The organism is Sphingomonas montanisoli (genome assembly GCF_008274695.1).
In the GTDB taxonomy this organism is placed as follows: domain Bacteria; phylum Pseudomonadota; class Alphaproteobacteria; order Sphingomonadales; family Sphingomonadaceae; genus Rhizorhabdus; species Rhizorhabdus montanisoli.
In genome coordinates this window covers 682,442-697,572 of sequence record NZ_VTOU01000001.1, presented here as the reverse complement: position 1 = coordinate 697,572, position 15,131 = coordinate 682,442, and the positions used below count along the sequence as shown (strand labels likewise).

Below are 15,131 nucleotides of genomic sequence, written 5' to 3'. Positions count from 1 at the left end.
CGGATGACCGAAGTGACGAACAATGGCGCCCTCAAGGGCATCCGCGTGGTCGAAATGGGCCAGCTCATTGCCGGCCCCTTCTGCGGCCAACTGCTCGGCGACATGGGCGCCGAGATCATCAAGGTCGAGCCGCCCGAAATGGGCGATCCGATGCGCAACTGGGGCCACGGCGACGAGAAATTGTGGTGGGAGGTTGTCTCCCGCAACAAGAAATCGGTCTCGGCCAATCTGCGCGTGCCCGAAGGGCAGGAGATCGTGCGCAAGCTGGTCGCCCACGCCGATATCCTGATCGAGAATTTCAAGCCCGGCACTCTGGAGAAATGGGGCCTCAGCCCCGAAACCCTCCACGCGATCAACCCGCGCCTGATCATCGTCCGCGTCTCGGGCTACGGCCAGTCCGGCCCCTATTCGAGCCGCGCGGGCTTCGGCGGGATCGGGGAGGCGATGGGCGGATGGCGCTACATCGTCGGCGATCCGGATCGCGCGCCCAGCCGCATGGGCGTCTCGATCGGTGACAGCCTCGCCGCGACCTATGGCTGCATGGGCGCGCTCGCCGCGCTCCACGCCCGCCAGACCACCGGCAAGGGCCAGGTCGTCGACAGCGCGCTCTACGAGGCCGTGCTGCAGGTGATGGAAAGCCTGGTCCCCGAATATATGATCTCGGGACACGTCCGGAAGCGCACCGGATCGATCCTCGAGGGCGTCTCCCCCTCCAACGTCTATCCGTGCAGCGACGGCGAATATCTGATCGGCGCCAATCAGGACGGCATCTTCGCGCGCCTCGCCAAAGCGATGGGCCAGCCTGAACTGGCGCAGAACCCGCGCTACGCCACCCACGTCGCCCGCGCGAACAACCTGCGCGAGCTGGACGACATCATCGCCGATTGGACCCGCACGCTGACGGTCGACCAGCTCGAAGCGCTGATGATCGAACACTCCATCCCCGCCGGCAAGATCTACCGCGCCGCCGAGATGCTCGAAGATCCGCACTTCGCCGCCCGCGACGCGCTGGTCGAGGTCGACAGCCCGCGCTGGGGCAAGTTCAAGATGCAGAACGCCTTCCCGCGCCTGTCCGACACGCCCAGCAGCATCCGCACCACCGCGCCGACCGAGATCGGTCAGCACAATGCCGAGGTTTTCGGCGCTCTGCTCGGCATGAACGACGATCAGATTGCGGGTTTGAAAGCCCAAGGGGCGATCTGATAGGGGCTTCGGTCATGACGACCGAAGCCGACCTTTCCATCCGCCTCGCCCGAGCCGCCTTCAACCGCGCGCTCGCCGAGGCGGATCTTGCCACGATCGGGCCGCTGCTCGCGCCCGACGCCATTCTCGTCACCGGCACAGACAGCGCGCTGATATCCGGCCGCAAGGCGCAACTCCTCGCGTGGAAGCGTGAATTCGCCGCGCCCGAGCGCGTCATCTACACGCGTACGCCCGAGCGGGTGATCGCGTCGTCGGTCGAACCGATCGCGTTCGAGCATGGGACCTGGCAGGGCGTCGTCTGCGACCGGCTCATCGCCAGCGGCGACTATACCGCGAAATGGCGGCAGGCGGGCGCGGCGTGGATGATCGAGGCCGAGGTGTATCTTACGCTGACCTGACGTTTCCAAACGGGGACCGCACAAGTCCGGGTTCGAAAGCGGAAAAAAACGGGCTAAAGGGCCGCATGCGAATCGAAGGCGATTATCGGAAAGACGGCTACGCGACGATCAGGGGGCTGATCCCTCCGGAGGTCGCTTCCAACCTCTTCAAGCAGATCCAGATCGATCTCTCGGCGGCGGGCAAATCCTTCAACCTATTTGCCCAGTCGCATCCTTTGTCGCGCCAGCAGACCGTCGATATCTCCGGCCATTTCTATCGGCCGCTGACCACCTTCCTGTGGGGTCTGACGCCGATTGTGAGCGAGCTGACCGGCGCGGACCTGCTGCCGAGCTACGACTATTTTCGCGTCTATCAGAAGGGCGACATCTGCCGGGTCCATTCGGATCGCCCGTCGTGCGAACACAGCGTGTCACTCACGCTCGTTTACAGCGATGATCTGCCGTGGCCGCTGGAAGTCGGGTCGATACCCGTGGAAGGCGAAGGTCCGTGCTTCGACGATTTCGGGGACGAGCCGTCGTCCGCCGTCGCGATGCAGCCGGGCGATGCCGTCCTGTACCGCGGGATCGATCTGCGCCACGGCCGGACCCAACCCAATCCCAACCAATGGTCGGCACATCTTTTCCTGTTCTGGGTCGAACGTGACGGCCCGTTCGCGCAGCATGCTTTCGACGAGGAACGCCTGCGATCGGAGCTTAAGCGCGTCAGCAATGTCGGCTGAGCCCGGGGCTCAGTATCGCGTCAGCCGTTCGCGTGTGTCGGCGTCGGTGATGAAGACCGAGATATTGTCGGCATCGTCATAGGGGGCGCGTGCCATCGCGCCGCCGTCGACGCCGAGGATCTGCCCCGACACGTAGCGCGACAGATCGGACAGGAAGAACAGGATAACGTTCGAAACGTCGTCGGGCATACCGCGCCGGCCAAGGGGGATGACCGCACGCTCGGCCACCTTTTCGGCGTCCGCCTGCTCGGCCGAATTGGTGTTCAGGCTGTCGCGGCCGATCTTCGCGGTCTTGATCGTGCCTGGGGAAACGGCGTTGACGCGGATGCCGATCCGCCCCCATTCGACCGCCATCGTCCGCGTCAGGTTCATCAGCGCGGCTTTCGACGCGCCATAGCCGGCGGCATAGGCCATCGAAACCTGCCCGACCATCGACGCGGTGTTGACGATGCTGCCGCCTTCGCCATGCGCCTGCATCATCCGCGCCACCGCGCGTGAGGCGGCGAGGCCGGGGAGCAGGTTGAGCCGGATCAGTCGTTCGAAATTGGCCTGCCCGTCTAGGTCGAGCAACGGGGCGACCAGCTTACGGTCGGGAATGCCGCCAACGATGTTGGCAAGACCGCGTATGGTGCCCAGGTCGCGCTGCGCGTCGGCCAGGACTGCCTCGAGACGGGCCTCGTCCTCCAGGTCGATCTGCACAACGCGGTGCCCGTCACCCAGCACGGCGCGGGCCGTCTCACAGCCGAGCGCGGTTTTGTCGAGGCCCAGCACCGTCCCGCCGGCTTCGGCGATGCGGACACAGGTGTCCGTCCCAATCCCGCCGCCGCCGGCTCCCGCCACGACATAGAGCCCCGCCGCCAATTCGAGCATCGTCTGTCCTCTCCGATCTTTTGGCGATCGATAACGCACAGTCGTCGATCGGCGCACATGATAAATTGGCGATCTTCTCGATATATGGAGAAACTATTCCAATATGCTTGACGGCCTGTGCCCGGGATGGTTCGCTTTCACCAAGCCCGACGTCGATACGGGCAGCAGGGAGCAGCGGAAACGCATGACCGATCCGAAATCTATCGCCTTGTTCGGCGCCGGTGCGGTGGCGGCCGAACTGTCGGCGGGCCTGGAAGCAAGCGGCGCGCGCGTGGCCGTCATCGATCCGGGCGCCACGGATGATGTGTCTGCCGCGCTTGGGGCGCTGGGTAAGGTCGACGCCTTGGTCTGGGCGTGGGTGGACCCGCGATCGGGCCGTCCGACCAAAATCCACAAGATGTCGGCGGAGGATTGGGCCGCGATCGCCGAGGCGCCGCTCCATCACATCCTCGCTTTCTTCAAGGCGGGCTATGATGCGCTGCGCGAACGGGGCGGGGCGGTGATCCTGCTGGAGCCGTCGCTGGCGATGACCGGCGCGGCGGGGCTGGTTGCGTGGGCGGCCGCCGCCGAGGGGCAGCGATCGATCGCCAAGGCCGTTGCGCGCAAATGGGGGGCGTTGGGTATCACGGTGAACAGTCTCGCCGTACCGGGCGCATTGCTCGCGGACGAGCAGGAAGCCGACCTCGAGCGGCCTGGCCTTCCGGCGATGAGCTTAGCGTCGCCCGATCTGCGCAACGATATCGCACCGCTCGTGGCGTCGCTGCTGACGCCCGCGTGGCGCAGCGTGACCGGCACGACGATCAGCGCGGACGGCGGAAGGTGGATGACGCCATGAGCGGAAAGAAGGCAAATCAGCCGGCGAACATGAAGCATTATATCGACGGCCGGGTTGTTCTCGTCACCGGCGGCGGATCGGGGTTGGGACGGAGCATCTGTCATGCCTGCGCCGATGCTGGGGCGCGTATCGTCATCCTGTCGCCGGGAGACAATGGCGGCGCGACCGAGGCGGCGATCCGCGAGAAGGGCGGGCACGCCATCTGGGTGAAAGGCGACGTCAGCAGGATCGAGGACGTCACCGAAGCAGTCGAGCGCAGCATTGCGGTGTTCGGGAAGCTCGACGCGGTCGTCCACAACGCGATCAGTCGGGGCGGCGGGACGCTCAGCGAGGTGCAGGACATCGACGAGGATGTGTGGCGCGGCGGCGTCGCCGTGTCGTTGCGCGGCGCTTATAATCTCGCGGTCACCGCCAAGCCGTATCTCAAGCGCGGGCGGGGCCGCTTCGTGGTCTTCACCTCGCCTGCGGGGATGGAGGGATCGGAGCGCATGCCGGCCTATGCCGCGGTGAAAGGTGCGTTGCGGGGCTTTGCCAAGAGCCTCGCGGTCGAATGGGGGCCGCTCGGCATCGCTGTGTCCGTCGTGTCTCCGCTCTCGCTCAGCGACGCGCTCGCAAAGGCGTTCGAGATCGATCCGGGATTGAAGGCGCGGATGGATACCGTCGTCCCGCTCGGCCGCGTCGGCGATCCGACCACCGACGTCGCGCCGGTCGTCGCCTTCCTCGTCGGCGACGGCGCCCGCTATATCAACGGCCAGACGATCATCGTCGACGGCGGCCGCTACACGACATTGTGAAGGAACGCTCCGTGGCCGACCCTGCAACCGCCCCTTTCGCGCCGGGATCGGTATCGATCCGCATCTACCTGCACGACGGTTTGCCCGCACCCGAGATTGTCCGCCACGAACTGGCGCAGGCGAAGCGCGCTGTCGAGGTCGGCTTCGACGGGGTGATGATGGGGGAGCATCACGGTGGCTTCCCCGGCTATATCCCGAACACGATCCAGACCGCAGGCTGGATGCTCAACGCAATGCCGCACGGGTGGGTCGCGCCCGCGCCCGTCCTGCTGCCGCTGAAGCCCTGGGCGCTGATCGCCGAGGAGATCGCCTGGCTCAGCGCGGCCTTTCCCGGCCGCGTCGGCTTCGGCGCGGGGACCGGATCGTGGCAGGCGGACTTCGACATCATGGAGCTGTCGAAGGACGACTATATCGAAACCTATCACCGCTCGCTGGGCCTGATCGCGAAGGCATTGCGCGGCGAGGCGGAGGGCGAGTTCGCCAAGGACTGGGCGATCATCCATTGCCGGGAGGCTCCCGTCCCCCTCGTCACCGCCAGCGCCACGCCGCGCGGGGTGCGTGCCGCCGCCGCCAACGGCGCGGGCATTCTGTTCGAGTCGATGACCGCACCCGAACGTCTGCGCGAGCTCGCCGGTAAGTATCGTGATGCTGGGGGCACCGGCCCGATCATCCTGATCCGCCGCGTGTGGATGGGGGAGGGGACGTTCGGGCGACAGGACAAGCAGATGGGCGTCTATCGCGGCTATGGCAGCGATACGACCGCGCAATATTGGCAGGGCAACCAACTGATCAACGGCGAGGCCGACGAGGTGGCCGAGCGGTTGGCCGAGGCCGCGCGAGACGTCCACGCCGACGCGATCAACCTGCGCATCCAGGTGCCCGGCGTGCAGCCCGACGAGATGATGGACCAGATCGAGCGGCTCGGCCCGATGGTGGCCAAGCTCAAGGCGATGTGGCCTTGGGCCTGAAAATCCTCCCCCGCCAGGGGGAGGTGGCGCCGAAGGCGACGGAAGGGGAGGGCGGCGACTCAAAACGAGTGAGCTGCATCCTCCCCCTCCGTCAGCTGGCGCTGACACCTCCCCCTGGCGGGGGAGGATTATTCAGTCAGCTCCCGTCCTTCGTCACCGCATTGCGCGGATCCTTCATGAACGCCGGCATCTCGATATCCATGTCGGGCAGTTGCTCGACGCCGCGCTCCTGCCGCAGCTTTTCGAAGCCGGCAGGGTCGGCCGGGAAGCTGCCCGGATCGCCCATCATGATCATGTAGGTCGTGCAGCCGTCCGGCCCCGCGATGAACGGCCCGAACGTGTCGCCATGGTCAAGCGCCAGATGCGTGCCCGGCAGGCATTCGCGATCCCCGCACATCATCGAACCAGCCATCACGAACACGATGTGATCGCTGTTGTGGCCATGCGCGCGGATCATCATCCCCGGATCCCATTCGACATAGGCCGACAGGTAACGCGGGTTGAACTCCATCCACTTCTCGCGCGCCTCGACGGTGCGGTCGCCGATCTTCTGGCGGCGCACGATCTGCCAGCGGTGATCGTCGAGCGTGGTGATCCGCACCTTCTTGTTGATATCCGGCAGCGGATATCGGTCTTCCTGGTCTGCCATCTCAAGCCTCTCCCAAAGCCTAGAAAGTCAAAACGACGCTCAGTTGATGTCGCGCGGCCCCTTGGGCTTGTGGCCGCTCAGCGCGACCCGCTTCATGATGCGGCGGGTGTCGTAATCGGCGATCGCGCAGTGGAGCGCGGTGCGATTGTCCCAGAAGGCGACGTCGTTCAGGTTCCACTGGAACCGCACCTGAAACTCCGGCCGCTTCGAATATTCGAACAGGAAGTTGAGCAGCATCTCGCTCTCGTCCGCGCTCACCCCCTCGATCGCCGTCGTCCAGTTGGCGTTGACGTTGAGCGCCTTGCGCCCCGTCACCGGATGCACCTCGACCAGCGGATGCACTGCGCTCGGCCAGCTGTGGATCTTGTCGCCCAGCGTGTCGCGGACGACCTGGCTGCGCGAGGCGAGGCGCTGGATCGAATGGGTAGCGTAAAGCCCGTCGATGAACTCCTGCATCGGTTTCGACAGCGCCTCATAGGCCGCGACGGAACTCGCCCAGCAGGTGTCGCCGCCGATATCGGGCTTCTTCATGCACTGCAGGATCGATCCCAGCGGCGGATTTTCCAGGAAGGTGCGGTCGCGGTGGAACAGCTCGGCGCCCTGGCCCTTGCCCGTCATCTGATCGAGGATCAGGATTTCGGGATGGGCGGTCGGCTTGGGCTGCACCTCGGATTTGTCGAGCACGCCGAAACGGCGGCCCGCGCGGATATGCTCCTCCTCCGACAGCGGCTTCTGGTTGCGGAAGAACACGACATAATTGTCGTGCAGCGCGTCCATCACTGTCGTCACAGCCTCGTCCGAAATCTCCCCCGCCAGGTCGATGCCAGCTATCTCGGCGCCGATCGCGCCGGTGAGCTTGCGAACTTCGATCATTGGGCGGCCTCCAGCGCCGGAGCCGCTGTCTGGCCTTCCGATCCCGGCGAGACGATATGGCCCGGCAGCTTGCCGGTCAGTTCGCCGTTGAGCACGATCGGCACGCCATTGACGATCGTCGCCGCCACGCCCTTGCCCAGCGCCTGCCAGCGGCCGATGCCACCCGGCAGCGTGTGCGCGAACTCCTTGCGCCACGGCGCGATCGTCGCCGGATCGAACACCATGATGTCCGCCCAGCCGCCGACCTTCAGCGTGCCGCGATCGCTGAAGCCCAGCAGTGCCGCCGGCACCTGCGTGATCTGCCGAATGCCTTCTTCCAGCGTCCACGCGCCGCGATCGAGCACCCAGCTGCGCAGGAAGTAGGAGGACCAGTCGGCCCCGTCATCCTTGTGCAGATGCGCGCCGCCGTCGGACGTGCCGACGATCATGTTGGGATGCTTCTGCGCGATCCCCACGGCCTCGCTCCATTCGGGCGTTTCGGTGCGCCAGCGGAAGTTGGTCCGGAAATCCTCGTCGAGCGCGAGGTCGAGCAGCGCGTCCATCGGCGCGATGCCCAGCTTTTCGCCCAGCTGCTTGACGGTCATTCCCTCGGCCCAGCGATTGCGCTCCTCGGCCACCTGCACGACGAACACGGTCGCAAGGCTGGGCGGCGGCAGGGTCGTGCCCTTGGCCGGATCGCGATTGTAGTTCTCGATGGAGGTGCGCAGCCTGTCGCGCCACGTCGGATCCTTCGCCGCCGCGCGCCTTTCCTCGATCGGCAGATTGAGGAAGTCGTGAAAGTCGAAAACCGCGCGATAATGGACGTTGTTGGGCCCGATCTCGACCGTGCGATCGAACGGCCGCGTGATCAGCAACGAATAGACCGGCGATCCTTGCGCGGTCGCATCGGCCAGGAAATCGACGCACGCATCCCAGGTCGCGGTCGGCGCGTCGACCTTGCTGCGCCCGCCCAGCCCCTGGATGATCACAGGGATGCCGCCGGCCAGCCCCAGTTCGATCAGCAGGTTCTGATCCTGCTCGTTCAGTCCGCCGATTGCGCTTTGCGGCAGATAGCAGATCGAACCCGGCCGGGTGCGGCCCGCGGTCTCGACCAAAGCGATCAGTTCCTCCTTGGTCGCCGCGCGCGACGGCACCGGACGCCCCTTGATATCCAGATGGGTGGGGGCGGACGACGAGGAGAGCCCCGCCGCGCCCGCCGAAATCGCCTCGGCCACGATCGCCTGCATCGCGACGATCTGCTCCGGCGTCGCTTCCTTGTCGTAGCAATCGTCGCCCATCACCCAGCGGCGGACGTTCGAATGGCCGACATAGCAGGCGAAATTGACGCCCAATTTGCCGTGCAGCGATCCCAGAAACTCCGGAAAGCTTTCGAAATTGTCCCACGGCACACCGCTCAGCGCGACCGGGTTCATATCCTCGACGCTCGCGAAGATATCGGTCAGGAACTCGATGTCATCATGCCGCACAGGCGCGACCGAAAAGCCGCAATTGCCCGCGACCACGGTGGTCACGCCGTGGAAGCACGACATGGTCGCGTGCGGATCGAACGTGATCTGCGGGTCGTAATGCGTGTGCGGATCGACGATGCCGGGGGCGACGATCATGCCCGTCGCGTCGATCTCGTCATCGGCCCGGCACCCGTCGAGCTTCGCGATCGCCACCACCTTGCCGCCGCTTATGCCCAGGTCGACCCGCCGCCGCGGCAGGCCGGTGCCGTCGACGACCATGCCGCCGCGAATGATCAGGTCGAAATGCTGGTCGGTCCAGCTGTCGATATGGACGGTCATGGCTGCCCTCCTTCTCCGTCTTATCTCGTCCGGTCTGCCGGAAGTGGCGCCTGTTTCTCTGGCGTGGCCGATCCTGTCCAATACAGATTGGCGGCGGCTCCATCGCAAAATAAGATGGCGTCTTGGGAGGCTGTTATGTCGTTGAGACGCTTTCGCTATTTCGTGGCCGTCGCCGAACGCGAAAGCTTCAGTCGGGCTGCGGCCGATCTCAACATCGCGCAATCGGCATTGTCGCGGCATATCGCCCTGCTCGAAGCGACGGTGGGCGCCCCCCTGCTCGAACGATCGACTCACGGTGCGAAGGTGACGCCGGTGGGCCGCGTGATGCTCGACGATGCCCGCCGCCTGCTCGCGCAGGTCGATGCGACCTACGATCATGCGCGCCGCGTTGCCGACGGCACGACGGGGCAACTCACCGTCTCGATGATCAAGCTCGCGGTGCTCAGCCCGCTCGCAACGGGCGCGGTCGCCTCCTACATCGCCGCGCGTCCGCGCGTGGACCTGCAACTGATCAACATGTCGTCGACCGAACAACTGGCCGCCCTGCGCAACCGCAAGATCGACGCGGGCTTCATCATCGAACGATCGAGCCAGCTGCCCGAAATCGACTATCTCCCGATCGTCAGCGATCGCTTCATCGTGGTGATGCGGGAGGATCATCCGCTCGCGGTCCACGACAGCCTGACCTTCGATCAACTGCGTGATCAGGCGTTCGTCACCGTCTCGATGGACCAGTATTTCCTGGGCCAGGCGAAGCTGCACGCCGCCTTCCATGCGCACGGCTTCAAGCCGCGCGTCGCGCTGGAGGTCGGGGGCGACGTCTTCCTCCAGCTTGCCCTGATCGCGCGCGGAACGGGGATCGGCTTCGTCAACGAATCCGTCCGCAACGCGCTCCCCAACGGCGTCGTCATGCGCCCGGTGCCCGAACTTCAGGTCAGCCTCGACGTCGACCTCATCTGGATGCGCGCCAATCAGGATCCGGTGCTGATGGACTTTGTCAGGGCGACGCGGGCCTACGTTCAGGCGCCCCAATCCTGATCCTCCCCCGCCAGGGGGAGGTGGCGCCGAAGGCGACGGAGGGGGAGGGCGGCGACCAACTCGATGAGCCTCTGTCCTCCCCCTCCGTCAGCTCGCGCTGACACCTCCCCCTGGCGGGGGAGGATAATGTCTCAAACCCGCCGTTCACTTAGCCGATAAACCACGCTGTACCCGATATGGTCGGACAGCATCGCGCCATTGGTGTCGCGGCCGAACAATTGCACCCGGCGCAGTGGCCTGATGTCGGTTGTCCTGTTGCCCGCGAAGAATTGCCAGTCGGTCGCGTCGCCCAGCGGCAGGTTGGACGCGATCGGCAGTTCGTATCCGCACGATGTTTCGCCCGGCACGCCGCAATAGCTGGCGGGCATACGAACCATTCCCATCGCAGTTGCGGGCTGCACCTTCCACCGGCGGCTATGCGCCTGCAGCGCGGCGAGGCGATCGGGCGAGTGGACGTTGAAGTCGCCCGCGAACAGCCGGACATGCTTGCCGCCCGACGCCGCCAGCGCCGTGTCGATCGCATCAAGCTGCGCGCGATAGGCGTAGAGATTGCGCTCGGGGCTGGTGAGCGAGGCCGCGCGCGAATTGAGGTGGGTGGTCGCTACCTCGATCGGTTCGGGCAGGCCCGGCACCTTGATTGTCGCGATCAGCACGCCCTTGTTCGCCGCGCAGTCGATCCCCGCACAGGCGGCAAAGGGCACGCTGCGCGTCGCAAGGATCGGAAAATCGGAAAAGATGGCAAGGCCGCTGTCGAGCGTCGGATCGCTCTTTTCGGCGCGATACCATGTCCGGTCGCGCACGAAATCGGCCGCCAGCGCCACCTTCGGCCGTGCATCGTCCGGGCCGGGGCCGATCGCCTGATAGCGATAGCCCGCCGCACGCCCGATCGCCTGCGCCTCGTCCGTAAACGCCTCCTGCACCACCACGATCTGCGGCGCGGCGCCGGTGCTGCGCAGCGTCTTCAGCCGCGCGGCGATGGCGTTCAGCGCGTCGGTGCGGTTCGCAATCGGCCAGGGTAGGGCTGCGACATTGTAGGTGAGGAGGTTGATCTCGCCGGGTCGGTTCGCCGAATAGTCGGTGAAGATCGCGCCGCCGGTGGTCTGCGCCCCCGGGCTCACGGGCACGGGGTGCGACGCGATGACGAGCGTCAGCGCGGCAAGGCAGGTTGCCTTGATCCTTGCTATCATCCTCGTCTCCCGCCCGATCGGTCCGTCGATATGCTCGACGTTTGTGAGCGCGATTTGTTTCCTGCGATTATCGCAACGTGGCTAGTTTCCCGCGCGCTCTTGACAATGTTCTCTTTTTGTTCTATTCGACGCAATTGGCTTGGTGGGGGAAGCTGATGTTGGCCGTTTTCGGGATTCTTATCGTCGCCGCTTTGTTCGGCCACCTGTTCGCCTGTCTGGCGCGTGCGCCGGGTGGAGCCTTGCAGCTATCGCCGATGTGCAGCCATCTCTCCTCCTTCTCTCGTCATTGCGAGGAGCCGAAGGCGACGAAACAATCCAGGCCCGCACTGGAGAGGCTCGCAACCATCTCCAGTGCGGGCCTGGATTGCTTCGCTATGCTCGCAATGACGAGGAGAGGGGATCTCGTCCCAATGCAGCCCCTCATTCGCGCTAAGTCCCGGATTTCACGCCCCGAATCCAAAAGCCACAAAAGCCACAACCATTGTGGCCTTCGCCTTCACACAGCCTTTCACCCATCCGCCTCGGCAACCGTCTTCAGCGTCGAAATGAACAGGTCCTGCAATGGGGTGGGATGCCATTCGCGCCGGGTGATGATGCCGATGCGGCGCATGGTATCGGGCACGATGCTGTCGATCCGCCGCAGCGCGCCCGCCTCGATCTCCGTCGCGACCTGATCGGTGGACAGCATGGTGAGGAAGTCGGAGCGCATCAGCATCCCGCGGATCAGCTCTACCGAGCCGCACTGGATCGGCGCGGTCGGGCGCGGCTTGCCCGCCTGATCGAACATCTCCTGCCATTTTTCGAGCAGGCCCGATGCGCGCCGCGCGACGATCCAGGGATAAGCGGCGAGATCCTCGAAGCTTGCGGTGCCTTTGGCCAGCGGATGATCGGCGCGGCCGATAATGGTCAGCCGATTGGTGAACAGGGGTTCCTGATGCAGATCGCGCGCCGGATGATCGCGCAGCGCGCCGATCAGCGAATCGATCCGGCCCGATCGCAGGAAGTCGACCAGCTCCAGATAGGATCCGTCGATCACGTCGATCGTCGCCTCGGGCACCTGCCGCAGCAGTTCGGCGAGGGTCGCGGGCAGCAGCGAGGATCGCGAGAGGGCCATTGCCCCGATCGCCAGCCGCTGCCCACCGCCGCCGCATTCGTCGAGCGCGGTCGAAAGCTCCGACATCGCCAGCCCGAAACCACGCGACAGCCGGGTTCCGGCGTCGGTCAACGAGACGCCACGCCCCGATCGCCGCACCAGCGACACGCCGCACAATTGCTCCAGATCGCGGACGGCGCGGTGCAGCGCGGGCACCGATACGTCCGCCGTCTTGGCCGCGCCTACGAAACTGCCGGCTTCGGCCAGACTGAGCAGTCCGCGCACCTGCGCGCTGCTCAGCAGCCGTTCGGAGTCGCGCGCGCCCTGCGCGCCCTTGGTTGCGCGAATCGCCTTGCCCAGCGTCTCCATCGCCCGATCGACGCGCTTGAGCACCCGTGTGCCGATCGCCGTCAGCGTTACGCCTGCGGGCGTCCGATGGAAGAAGGACGCGCCGAAGCTCGCCTCGAGCTTGCTGAGCGCCTGGGTGAGCGCGGGCTGGGAAATCCCGGCATTCCGCGCCGCGATGCTCACGCTGCCATAGCTGTCGATCATCGCCAGCAGGCGCAGGTGTCGAAAATTCAGGCCGTATGGATTCGCCATTTCATGTCACGTTTAACATCAGCTTATATCTCTCCACTATTCATATTTGATCGAAAGGCGAAGAGCCGCGATCATTGCGTCAATCACTTGGCCAGGAGTGGATAGTATGACGCCCAGTTCCGCCGTTCAGGAGGCATCCGCTCCCGAGCTCATCGCAGCGCCCACGAATAACGCTGCTCTTATCGAATGGGTCGAGCAGATTGCTGCCTTCACCCAGCCCGACTCGATCCGCTGGTGCAACGGTTCGGAAGCCGAAGCTTCGGAGCTCGCCGCCGAGCTTGTCGCCGCCGGCACGCTGATTGCGCTCGATCCGGAGAAGCGCCCGAACAGCTTTTATGCACGGTCCGACCCCGGCGATGTCGCGCGTGTCGAAAGCCGCACCTTCATCTGCTCGGATCGTCCCGAGGATGCCGGCCCCACCAACAACTGGCGCGACCCGGCCGAAACCCGCGCGACGCTGGACGGCCTGTTCGAAGGCTGCATGCGTGGCCGCACGATGTATGTCGTCCCCTTCTGCATGGGCCCGCTGGGTTCGGACAAGAGCGCGATCGGCGTCGAGCTGACCGACAGCGCCTATGTCGTGCTTTCCATGCGGGTTATGACGCGCATGGGCAAAGGCGCGCTCGATATGCTGGGCGAGGGCGGCTTCTTCGTGAAGTGCGTCCACTCGGTCGGCGCACCGCTCGCGGCGGGCCAGCAGGACGTGCCGTGGCCGTGCAACCCCGACAAGTGGATCGTCCATTTCCCGGAATCGCGCGAAATCTGGTCTTATGGTTCGGGCTATGGTGGCAACGCACTGCTGGGCAAGAAGTGCTTCGCGCTGCGCATCGCTTCGGTGATGGCACGCGATGAGGGATGGCTTGCCGAGCATATGCTCATCCTCAAGCTCACCTCGCCCGAAGGCGCGGTCCATTATGTCGCGGCGGCCTTCCCCAGCGCGTGCGGCAAGACCAACATGGCGATGCTCGAACCGACCATCCCCGGCTGGAAGGCCGAGACGATCGGTGACGATATCGCCTGGATGCGCTTCGGCGCGGATGGCCGCCTCTATGCGATCAATCCGGAAGCGGGCTTCTTCGGCGTGGCGCCGGGCACGGGCGTGAAGACCAACAAGAATGCGGTCGACACGTTGTTCGCCAACACGATCTACACCAACACTGCGATCACCACCGATGGTGACGTGTGGTGGGAGGGGCTGACCGATACCCCGCCCGAAAACCTGATCGATTGGCGCGGCGAAGCCTGGAGCCCCGACAAGGGCACCCCGGCGGCACACCCGAACGCTCGCTTCGCTGTTCCCGCCGCCCAGTGCCCGTCGATCGCGGACGAGTGGGCGGATCCTGCCGGCGTTCCGATCTCGGCGATCCTGTTCGGCGGTCGTCGCGCATCGGCGATCCCGCTGGTGACCGAGAGCTTCGACTGGCGCCATGGTGTCTATCTGGCCGCCAACATCGCGTCGGAAGGCACGGCCGCTGCCGAGAACAAGATCGGCGAGTTGCGCCGCGATCCGTTCGCGATGCTGCCCTTCTGCGGCTACAACATGGCTGACTATTTCAGCCATTGGCTGGGCATCGGCGCACGCGCCGACGCGCACAAGCTGCCGAAGATCTATCTGGTCAACTGGTTCCGCAAGGGCGCGAACGGCAAGTTCCTGTGGCCGGGCTTCGGCGACAATTCGCGCGTCCTGAAGTGGATCGTCGGGCGTGCCGAGGGCACGGCGGATGCGGTGGAAACGCCGATCGGTCTACAGCCTACCGCTGACGGCATCGACCTGAGCGGCATCGACATGCCCGCCGGTGCGATGGAAGAACTGCTGACCGTCGATCGCGAGATCTGGCGCGAGGAAGCCAAGCTCAGTGCGGCCGATCTTCGTAAGCTCGGCGATCGCGTCTCGCCCGGCATCTGGGCGGAACAGGAAGCGCTCGAAGCACGACTGGGCTGATATCTGCTGCGCGGATCTCGCGGTCCGCGCCTTAGACCTGGTGTCGTCATCCCAGCGGACGCTGGGATCTCTGGAGAGGCGCGAGGCGCTTCACCTCATGAGATCCCAGCTTTCGCTGGGATGACGTGCTTCTGGGGCAGTTTGATCAGAGGTGGTGGGTGCAGAACGCCAGCAG

General features: G+C 65.3%; 14 protein-coding genes. 8 read left to right on the top strand and 6 right to left on the bottom strand.

The window, feature by feature from the left end; all coding sequences use genetic code 11:
* The first annotated feature begins 3 nt into the window (after positions 1–3).
* The 3 genes from FYJ91_RS03525 to FYJ91_RS03515 are packed head-to-tail and all read left to right on the top strand — an operon-like array spanning position 4 to position 2,320.
* On the top strand, positions 4–1,203 hold the full coding sequence (locus FYJ91_RS03525; protein ID WP_149520878.1) for a CaiB/BaiF CoA transferase family protein: 1,200 nt from the start codon (positions 4–6) through the stop codon (positions 1,201–1,203).
* Positions 1,204–1,217: 14 nt separating this feature from the next.
* Entirely contained in the window at positions 1,218–1,601 is a 384-nt protein-coding gene (locus tag FYJ91_RS03520; RefSeq protein ID WP_149520877.1) for a nuclear transport factor 2 family protein, read from the top strand.
* Complete coding sequence (locus FYJ91_RS03515; protein WP_246152385.1) at positions 1,562–2,320, top strand: hypothetical protein; 759 nt, start codon at positions 1,562–1,564, stop codon at positions 2,318–2,320. Before FYJ91_RS03520 ends, FYJ91_RS03515 begins: the two co-directional genes overlap by 40 nt.
* Positions 2,321–2,329: 9 nt before the next feature.
* Here FYJ91_RS03515 and FYJ91_RS03510 read toward each other — a convergent pair whose 3' ends face one another.
* Positions 2,330–3,190 (bottom strand): SDR family NAD(P)-dependent oxidoreductase, encoded by an 861-nt coding sequence (locus FYJ91_RS03510; RefSeq protein ID WP_149520875.1) that lies wholly within the window; start codon positions 3,188–3,190, stop codon positions 2,330–2,332.
* A gap of 184 nt (positions 3,191–3,374) precedes the next feature.
* Here FYJ91_RS03510 and FYJ91_RS03505 point away from each other — a divergent pair, with 184 nt between their 5' ends.
* From FYJ91_RS03505 to FYJ91_RS03495, 3 genes are read left to right on the top strand one after another with little or no spacing between them, the layout of a single operon-like run.
* The gene (locus FYJ91_RS03505) at positions 3,375–4,025 is read left to right on the top strand and encodes an SDR family oxidoreductase (RefSeq protein WP_181008322.1); all 651 of its coding nucleotides are present in this window, start codon (positions 3,375–3,377) and stop codon (positions 4,023–4,025) included.
* A complete protein-coding gene (locus FYJ91_RS03500; protein ID WP_149520873.1) occupies positions 4,022–4,819 on the top strand; it encodes an SDR family NAD(P)-dependent oxidoreductase in 798 nt (265 codons plus the stop codon). The genes FYJ91_RS03505 and FYJ91_RS03500 overlap by 4 nt, the downstream gene beginning before the upstream one ends.
* 11 nt (positions 4,820–4,830) lie before the next feature.
* A complete protein-coding gene (locus tag FYJ91_RS03495) occupies positions 4,831–5,787 on the top strand; it encodes an LLM class flavin-dependent oxidoreductase (RefSeq protein ID WP_181008321.1) in 957 nt (318 codons plus the stop codon).
* A 136-nt stretch (positions 5,788–5,923) separates the two neighbouring features.
* On the opposite strand, the gene FYJ91_RS03490 is transcribed toward FYJ91_RS03495, so the two are convergent.
* Genes FYJ91_RS03490 through FYJ91_RS03480 form a run of 3 tightly spaced genes read right to left on the bottom strand, consistent with a single transcriptional unit; the run spans position 5,924 to position 9,096 of the window.
* Complete coding sequence (locus FYJ91_RS03490; RefSeq protein ID WP_149520871.1) at positions 5,924–6,436, bottom strand: hypothetical protein; 513 nt, start codon at positions 6,434–6,436, stop codon at positions 5,924–5,926.
* Between the two features lie 39 nt (positions 6,437–6,475).
* Positions 6,476–7,309: a TauD/TfdA dioxygenase family protein gene (locus FYJ91_RS03485; protein WP_149520870.1), complete on the bottom strand. Its 834-nt coding sequence runs from the start codon at positions 7,307–7,309 to the stop codon at positions 6,476–6,478.
* Complete coding sequence (locus tag FYJ91_RS03480) at positions 7,306–9,096, bottom strand: N-acyl-D-amino-acid deacylase family protein (RefSeq protein WP_149520869.1); 1,791 nt, start codon at positions 9,094–9,096, stop codon at positions 7,306–7,308. Before FYJ91_RS03480 ends, FYJ91_RS03485 begins: the two co-directional genes overlap by 4 nt.
* Before the next feature lie 135 nt (positions 9,097–9,231).
* Between FYJ91_RS03480 and FYJ91_RS03475 the strand changes: the two genes are divergently transcribed.
* Positions 9,232–10,134 (top strand): LysR family transcriptional regulator, encoded by a 903-nt coding sequence (locus FYJ91_RS03475; protein WP_181008320.1) that lies wholly within the window; start codon positions 9,232–9,234, stop codon positions 10,132–10,134.
* Between the two features lie 131 nt (positions 10,135–10,265).
* Here the strand turns inward: FYJ91_RS03475 and FYJ91_RS03470 are convergent, their stop codons facing one another.
* Entirely contained in the window at positions 10,266–11,321 is a 1,056-nt protein-coding gene (locus FYJ91_RS03470; RefSeq protein WP_149520867.1) for an endonuclease/exonuclease/phosphatase family protein, read from the bottom strand.
* A 508-nt stretch (positions 11,322–11,829) separates the two neighbouring features.
* Positions 11,830–13,014 (bottom strand): LysR family transcriptional regulator, encoded by a 1,185-nt coding sequence (locus FYJ91_RS03465; protein ID WP_149520866.1) that lies wholly within the window; start codon positions 13,012–13,014, stop codon positions 11,830–11,832.
* A 106-nt stretch (positions 13,015–13,120) separates the two neighbouring features.
* Between FYJ91_RS03465 and FYJ91_RS03460 the strand changes: the two genes are divergently transcribed.
* Entirely contained in the window at positions 13,121–14,956 is a 1,836-nt protein-coding gene (locus tag FYJ91_RS03460) for a phosphoenolpyruvate carboxykinase (GTP) (protein WP_149520865.1), read from the top strand.
* Positions 14,957–15,131: the final 175 nt, after the last annotated feature.

Excerpts from the sequence above, each read along its gene's own strand:
- FYJ91_RS03500 (WP_149520873.1), top strand. The coding sequence starts at position 4,022 with ATGAGCGGAAAGAAGGCAAATCAGCCGGCGAACATGAAGCATTATATC.
- FYJ91_RS03470 (WP_149520867.1), bottom strand. The coding sequence starts at position 11,321 with ATGATAGCAAGGATCAAGGCAACCTGCCTTGCCGCGCTGACGCTCGTC.
- FYJ91_RS03475 (WP_181008320.1), top strand. The coding sequence starts at position 9,232 with ATGTCGTTGAGACGCTTTCGCTATTTCGTGGCCGTCGCCGAACGCGAA.
- FYJ91_RS03485 (WP_149520870.1), bottom strand. The coding sequence starts at position 7,309 with ATGATCGAAGTTCGCAAGCTCACCGGCGCGATCGGCGCCGAGATAGCT.
- FYJ91_RS03480 (WP_149520869.1), bottom strand. The coding sequence starts at position 9,096 with ATGACCGTCCATATCGACAGCTGGACCGACCAGCATTTCGACCTGATC.
- FYJ91_RS03460 (WP_149520865.1), top strand. The coding sequence starts at position 13,121 with ATGACGCCCAGTTCCGCCGTTCAGGAGGCATCCGCTCCCGAGCTCATC.
- FYJ91_RS03465 (WP_149520866.1), bottom strand. The coding sequence starts at position 13,014 with ATGGCGAATCCATACGGCCTGAATTTTCGACACCTGCGCCTGCTGGCG.
- FYJ91_RS03490 (WP_149520871.1), bottom strand. The coding sequence starts at position 6,436 with ATGGCAGACCAGGAAGACCGATATCCGCTGCCGGATATCAACAAGAAG.
- FYJ91_RS03510 (WP_149520875.1), bottom strand. The coding sequence starts at position 3,190 with ATGCTCGAATTGGCGGCGGGGCTCTATGTCGTGGCGGGAGCCGGCGGC.
- FYJ91_RS03525 (WP_149520878.1), top strand. The coding sequence starts at position 4 with ATGACCGAAGTGACGAACAATGGCGCCCTCAAGGGCATCCGCGTGGTC.
- FYJ91_RS03505 (WP_181008322.1), top strand. The coding sequence starts at position 3,375 with ATGACCGATCCGAAATCTATCGCCTTGTTCGGCGCCGGTGCGGTGGCG.
- FYJ91_RS03520 (WP_149520877.1), top strand. The coding sequence starts at position 1,218 with ATGACGACCGAAGCCGACCTTTCCATCCGCCTCGCCCGAGCCGCCTTC.